The organism is Pseudomonas sp. HMWF021 (assembly GCF_003061005.1).
In the GTDB taxonomy this organism is placed as follows: Bacteria; Pseudomonadota; Gammaproteobacteria; order Pseudomonadales; family Pseudomonadaceae; genus Aquipseudomonas.
This window is the reverse complement of sequence record NZ_QAIK01000029.1, coordinates 49,943-56,395: the sequence shown is the minus strand read 5'-3', so window position 1 is coordinate 56,395 and position 6,453 is coordinate 49,943. Positions and strand designations below refer to the sequence as shown.

Annotated in this window: 4 protein-coding genes and 2 pseudogenes; 3 read left to right on the top strand and 3 right to left on the bottom strand. The window is 62.4% G+C overall.

Features of this window, described 5'->3' with window-relative positions; translation table 11 throughout:
- A pseudogene (locus DBR18_RS03245) lies at positions 1 to 357 on the top strand (putrescine ABC transporter permease PotI); the annotation flags it as partial.
- Between the two features lie 93 nt (positions 358 to 450).
- Here DBR18_RS03245 and DBR18_RS03240 read toward each other — a convergent pair.
- Entirely contained in the window at positions 451 to 1,092 is a 642-nt protein-coding gene (locus tag DBR18_RS03240) for an HD domain-containing protein (RefSeq protein WP_108589227.1), read from the bottom strand.
- 226 nt (positions 1,093 to 1,318) lie between these two features.
- Here DBR18_RS03240 and DBR18_RS03235 point away from each other — a divergent pair, with 226 nt between their 5' ends.
- Complete coding sequence (locus DBR18_RS03235) at positions 1,319 to 2,284, top strand: GlxA family transcriptional regulator (protein ID WP_108589226.1); 966 nt, start codon at positions 1,319 to 1,321, stop codon at positions 2,282 to 2,284.
- A gap of 28 nt (positions 2,285 to 2,312) precedes the next feature.
- On the opposite strand, the pseudogene DBR18_RS03230 reads toward DBR18_RS03235, so the two are convergent.
- Positions 2,313 to 4,709: pseudogene (locus DBR18_RS03230) on the bottom strand (penicillin acylase family protein); the annotation flags it as partial.
- A gap of 102 nt (positions 4,710 to 4,811) precedes the next feature.
- On the bottom strand, positions 4,812 to 5,390 hold the full coding sequence (locus tag DBR18_RS03225) for a DUF6436 domain-containing protein (RefSeq protein ID WP_108589225.1): 579 nt from the start codon (positions 5,388 to 5,390) through the stop codon (positions 4,812 to 4,814).
- A 99-nt stretch (positions 5,391 to 5,489) separates the two neighbouring features.
- On the opposite strand from DBR18_RS03225, the gene DBR18_RS03220 reads away from it, so the two are divergent.
- The gene (locus DBR18_RS03220) at positions 5,490 to 6,437 is read left to right on the top strand and encodes an alpha/beta hydrolase (RefSeq protein ID WP_108589224.1); all 948 of its coding nucleotides are present in this window, start codon (positions 5,490 to 5,492) and stop codon (positions 6,435 to 6,437) included.
- The last annotated feature ends 16 nt before the right edge of the window (positions 6,438 to 6,453 follow it).

Here is a 6,453-nt window from a genome sequence, read left to right as displayed (position 1 = left end):
GTGTTCTTCCTGATCACCATCCCGATGATCGCGCCATCGCTGGCAGCGGGGGGCATGATGTCGTTCGCCCTGTCGCTGGACGACCTGGTGCTGGCGAGCTTCGTCTCCGGGCCGGGTTCGACGACGCTGCCGATGGAAGTGTTCTCGGCGGTACGCCTGGGCGTGAAGCCTGAGATCAACGCCGTGGCCAGCCTGATTCTGCTGGCGGTGTCGCTGGTGACCTTCCTGGTGTGGTTCTTCAGCCGCCGCGCCGAAGAAGCGCGCAAGAAAGCCATCCAGCAAGCCATCGAAGAAGGCGCCGCCGATTCGTGGAAGCAACCGGACGTGCGCCGCGCGCCTGCGCCGGAAGCGGCCTGACGGGCAAAAAAGATCGCAGCCTGCGGCAGCTCCTACAGGGATCGCATTCCACTGTAGGAGCTGCCGCAGGCTGCGATCTTTTGCTTTTGGAGCTCAGGAAATCCAAGGGGATTTACGGATGACCTCAACGAAGTTCATCGGCTTGAACCCCGGCTCCTGATCCTTCAGCACATCGGTCTTCACGTTGCCGAACGTGGTCTGCGGACGATGGCGCAAGCCGTCGGCAAACGCACAGATGATGCATTCCTTGAAACCTTCCCCCCGTGGATGCGCATGCACCACCGCCTCGCGCTGGGTGCTGCTGAACGCCGCGTAATCCATTCCCAGCACGTCCATCTCGACACCCGCCGTCACCAGCGCCACGGTCGGGCGCAAATGCTTCGGCACGCCGGGCGTGGTGTGCAGGGCAATCGACAGCCACACCTGCTCGATATCGTCATCGCTCAAACCGTATGGCTTGAGAAATGCTGCCGCCGCATTCGCGCCATCCACTTCAAAGCGCTCGTCATCACTGCGATGACCTTCAACCAGCCCGAGATCGTGGAACATCGCGCCGACATACAGCAGCTCCGGATTGTACGCCAGTTGCCGGCGCTCACCGCTCAACGCACCGAACAGAAACACCCGGCGCGAGTGGTGGTAGAGCAGGTCGGACTCAATGTCGCGAATGTATTCGGTGGTGGCCCGGGCGAGGGCGCTGTCGGGGATCTTGATGCCGGCAATGGTTGTGCTCATAAGGTGTTTCCTCGTCGAAAACGCCGTCGTGGCGCTGATGGACAAAGTCTGTTCCCGAGGCACTGAACGGACAATCAACGCATGGCTGCGATCCTTGCCAATCGACCTGCAAATCGTGCCAAGCTAAAAAGATCGCAGCCTTCGGCAGCTCCTACAGTTGTCCACATTCCCTTGTAGGAGCTGCCGCAGGCTGCGATCTTTTGCTCTTGAAAGGGAATCCACAGTCATGAACAAAAACGTCGCCATCGTGGTGTTCCCCGGCGTGCAGGCGCTGGATGTCAGCGGGCCGATGGATGTGTTTGCCGAGGCCAATCGTTTTCTGCCGCCCGAGGATCACTATCGGCTGGAGGTCATCGGCCTCGAACGCGGGGCGATGGCTTGCTCCAACGGTTTGAATCTCAGCGCTCACCGGCACTTCAGCGAAGCGCCGGATGCCTATGACTTGTTGCTCGTCGCCGGCGGCCCGCAGTTACCGTTCATGGATTTCGGCAAGAATTTCGACACCTGGCTGCATGAGGCCTGCGCCCGGGCGCGGCGTTTCGGTTCGATCTGCAACGGCGCATTCATGCTCGCCCGCGCGGGGTTGCTCGATGGGCGCACGGTGACCACGCACTGGAATGACGCCGAGGCCCTGGCGCAGTTGTGCCCGTCCACACAGGTTGAGGCCGATCGTTTGTATGTCGAGGATGGCGCGCTCTACACCTCGGCCGGGGTCACGGCCGGGATTGATCTGTCTTTGTACCTGTTGGCCCGCGATCACGGCGCTGAAGTGGCGCTGAGCGTGGCCAAGCGGCTGGTGGTGTTCACCCAGCGTTCGGGCGGGCAATCGCAGTTCAGCCCGTTCCTTACGCCGCATGCGGAGCCGACCTCGGCGGTGGCGATGGTGCAGTTGTATGTGCTGGCCAACCTCACCGGCGACCTGACGATTGCCGATCTGGCGAACGCGGCGAACATGAGCGCGCGCAATTTTTCCCGGGTGTTCGCCCGCGAGGCTCGAGTCACCCCGGCGGAGTTCGTCGAAAGTGCGCGAGTGGATGCGGCGCGGGTGATGCTGGAAAGCACCACAGCGCCGCTGAAGACTGTGGCGTATCAGTGCGGGTTTCGTGATGCGCAGCACATGCGCAGTGTGTTCAACCGCCGGTTGGGGGTGACGCCGCAGCAGTTTCGGTTGAATTTTGCTGGGCTGCTTTGAAGGCCTTTAGTGTTCTTGAAGGCCCCATCGCTGGCAACAGCTTCAGGGTACTGCGAGTATTGGCCGTCACCTCTTCCTCGCTGAAGTGCGCCTGCACATACATCCCCTCGACGTACTCCTCGGCCTGATCGTCGTAGTGGCTGTCGAACGGCACGCCACTCTGGCCGACCGGGTTGATGGTCAGGCTGTGCGCCGGGTCGGCGAAGTCCACCAGCCGCCGCGTCGAAGGCCCGTAAGTCACCGGCCATGGCGCCGGGCCGAGTTTGGCCGAAAGGTTGTTCGGCACTTCATGACTGCCCGGCGCAGCGAACGGCCCGACGTTGACGATCCGGTCCAGCGGCTTCTGTTGTCCTAGCGGATGACCATGGGTCAGGGTATGCGCCGTGCCCCATTGCCAGTCCGACGGATTGTCGCCGAGGGTCTGTTTCAGGTGCGCCATGCTCGCCTGCCACGCCACTTTGACGATGTCGGCGCGGGTTTCCTTGTTCGGCGTGTTGCGGTTGTCCCACCACGGTGAGTCGGCGTTTGCCGCCAGGCGCGGCAGGGCCGCATCGATCACCCGGGTCGACAGCAGCGTTTCGAAGAAATCGTTGCCCAGTTCATCGCGCATCGCCGCATCGGCGAGGTCGTAAAGGAACTGGTTGAACACGGTGGCGCTGACCGAATCCAGCGGATAGTCGCCTTGCCACTGCGCCAGTTGCTCGACCAGTTTCAGCTGCGCCGGATCGCTTACCACAGCACGCAGCACCGGCAGCAGCGGCGCCAGGGTGCGCGGGCCGTAGGCGGTGGTGGTGCCCAGTTGCAGTTTCTGGTTGGCCTCGTTGCTCCATTTCACGTTTTTGTCGCTGAGCTGGCGATTGAGCTGCTGACCGCGATCGGCGAGGTTGTAGTAACCGGGAATCTCCATCCCGGTCGGCGACAGCGGCTGGAAGTTGGCCGAGACGATGTAGCCGCGCGGCGGATTTTCTTCCTGCGGGTTGGCGCTGAACGGGTAATAACCGTCCTTGTCCGCCTGATTGCCGCTGCCGTCGAGGATGAACTCCGGCTTGACCCCGGCCGGGCGCTTGGGCAACAGCGCCGAGGCCCACCAGGCGATGTCGCCCTTGGCGTTGGCGTAAACGATGTTCAACCCCGGCGCCTGCACCTTGGCTGCCGCCGCTCGGGCCTTGGCCAGGGTGTCGGCGCGGTTGAGCTGGTAGAAACCTTCGAGAATCGGGTTCGGTGTTTCGAGGAACGCCCACCACATGGCGATCGGTGTTTTCCCGGCAGCGGTGCCGAGGGCGTCGTTGACGATCGGGCCGTGGGGCGACTGGCGCAGGGTCAGCGTCACCGGTGCCTGGCCCTTCACCGCGATTTGCTGCTCGGTGCTGACCAGATCGGTCCACTGGCCGTGGTACCAGACCTGATTCGGGTTATCCGGGTTGACCTTCTCGGCGATCAGATCCAGATCGTCGTTCTGGAACATGGTCAGGCTCCAGCCGAAATCCAGGTTGTGCCCCAGAAACGCGAACGGCACCAGCGCCTGATGATGGCCGTACAACTCAAACCCCGGCGCCGACAGTTGCGCCTCGTACCACACCGACGGCACCGAGAAACGAATGTGCGGGTCACCGGCCAGCAGCGGTTTGCCGCTCTGGCTGCGACTGCCGGCGATCACCCAGGCGTTGCTGCCTTCGAATTGCGGCAGGCCGTTTTCAATCAGCGCCTGCTCGCTGAGGCGAGCCAGGGCGTTGAGGTCTTTCCAGTCGCTGGCGGCGAGGGCCGGCGTCTTGTTGGCGTGACCTTTGGCGAGCACGCCCTTGGGCTGCCAGTCGAGGTCGAAGACGTGGAGGTAATCAGCGCCGAGTTGATCGCGCACGTAAGTCAGCAACGGCTCGGTGCGAAACGCGGCGGCAAAGCTGTAGGCCATGTAACCGGCGACGCTGATGCTGTCTTCGGCGGTGAACGGCCGCTTGGGGATGCCCAGCACGTCGAACTCGATCGGCGCGGCGTGGCTGTCCTGATATTGGTTGATGCCGTCCAGATAGGCTTGCAGGGCCTTCCACGCCGGTGACTGTTTATCGAGGCTGGCGACATAACTGGCGGCGCGTTCGCGGATGCGCAGGCTGCGGAACAGTTTGTCGGTGTCGAGCAGCTTCGGCCCGAGCACTTCGGCCAGCTCGCCACGGGCGAGGCGGCGCATGGCTTCCATCTGGAACAACCGATCTTGAGCGTGCACGTAGCCGAGGGCGCGATACAGATCGGTTTCGTTTTCAGCGCGGATGTGCGGCACGCCACGTTCGTCGTAACGCACGGTCACCGAACCCTGCAGGTTGCGCAGCTCCACCTGACCCTGACGCGTCGGTTGCTTGCTGTAGACGTACCCGCCGACTCCGGCGAGCAGGACAACGATGAGCAAGGCAAGAACGGTGAACACGCGTTTCATGGTGACTCCTTGTACATGCGGGATTGCCGCCCGTCGGGCTGCAAACAATTAGCACAGACCTTCCGTGCCGTGCATCGCTGTCCTTGAAAAGTCCGGAATGCCTTACTGCACCACCACCGGCCACGGGCAATAACAACCGACCGCCAGGGTATGCGTAGCGTTGACCGGGCGATCATCCATCAGCGCGTTGAGGATCGGTTCGATGAAGCTGTTGCTGGAGTTGCAGGTCAGCCCTTCGCTGTACGGCCCGAAGTACGCCAGTTTGCCGCTGCGATCCCAGATCGCCACGGCGGGGCTGGCGGGGATCTGCTCTGAGCCGGGCAGCACCGTGATGGTTTTCAGATTGCCGAGGGTGGCGGGCAACTGGCCGTGGCTGCCGACGCGCTGCACGGCGAAGAATTCCACACCGCGCGGGCCGAACTGTTCGACCATTTCCGTCAGGTGCTGTTGATTGCCGACGTTGCACGGGCAGGCCGGATCCCAGAAATGCACGAGGCGGATTTTGCCGGGGCCGGCCAGCTCATCGGGCAGACGCAACGGATCCCCGGAAAACACCGCCGTGTGCTGACTGAACGCGCGCAGATAACGCCCCTGAAACCAGTCGTACGCCGCCCACAGCACCCCGGCACACACAAGCGCGAGCAGGCTGGCAAACAGTGCGGTGCGGTAGGGCGAGCGCATGGTTTTTCGGTCCTCGAAGGTGGGCTAGCTTGCCATGCTTGTCGCAACAGATGAATATCGCAGGCCGATAAAGTCTGTTTACCGCTTTGGAATACCCGCATGCCTGACACTTTCGATGCCGATCATTTACGCGCCAGCCTCAAGCCTTTGGCCCAGTGGCAGCCGTTGTCGGATGAGGCGAAAGCGTATCAGCGGTTTTATAAAACCGACTTCCCCGAGCGTGATGTCTGGCGCGGCATGGGCCTTTTCGAAGTCGATGGTTACGAGCTGGTCAGCCACTGCTGGTGGCCGGAGAAGGTCAAGGGCACGCTGTTTCTGCTGCACGGTTTTTACGATCACACCGGCCTGTACCGGCATGTGATCGAGTGGGCGCTGGATCAGGATTTTGCCGTCATCGCCTGCGACTTGCCGGGGCATGGCCTGTCGAGCGGAGCGCGGGCGAGCATTCGCGACTTCTCCGAATATCAGGACACCTTGCAGGCGTTGTTTGCTGAAGCCAGTTCGATTGCGCTGCCGCAGCCCTGGCACCTGTGCGGGCAAAGCACTGGCGGCGCGATTGTCGTCGACCACGTGCTCAATCATGGCGAGCACAGTCCGGCACAGGGGCATCTGATTCTGCTGGCGCCGCTGGTGCGTCCGCGCGCCTGGGGCTGGTCGCAGCTCAGTTATTACCTGCTCAGGCCTTTCGTGCGAGGCGTCACCCGGCGCTTCAGCGAGAACTCCAACGACCCGGATTTCCTGCCGTTTCTGCAGACCGACCCGTTACAGCCCAAACGCTTGCCGACCGCGTGGGTCGGTGCGCTGTCGCGCTGGATCATCCGTGTCGAGCACGCGAAAAAAAGTCCGCGACGGCCACTGATCATTCAGGGCCAGGCGGACATGACCGTGGACTGGCAGCACAACCTGCAAGTGATGAAATGGAAGTTCGACCGGCCACAGATTCTGCTGCTGCCGGAGGCGCGGCATCATCTGGCGAACGAGACGCTGGAGATGCGTGAGGAGTATTTCGAGTTTCTGAACAAGCGGATCAGAGGGCGCAATCTTTAGGGGATTTGCTGGCCTC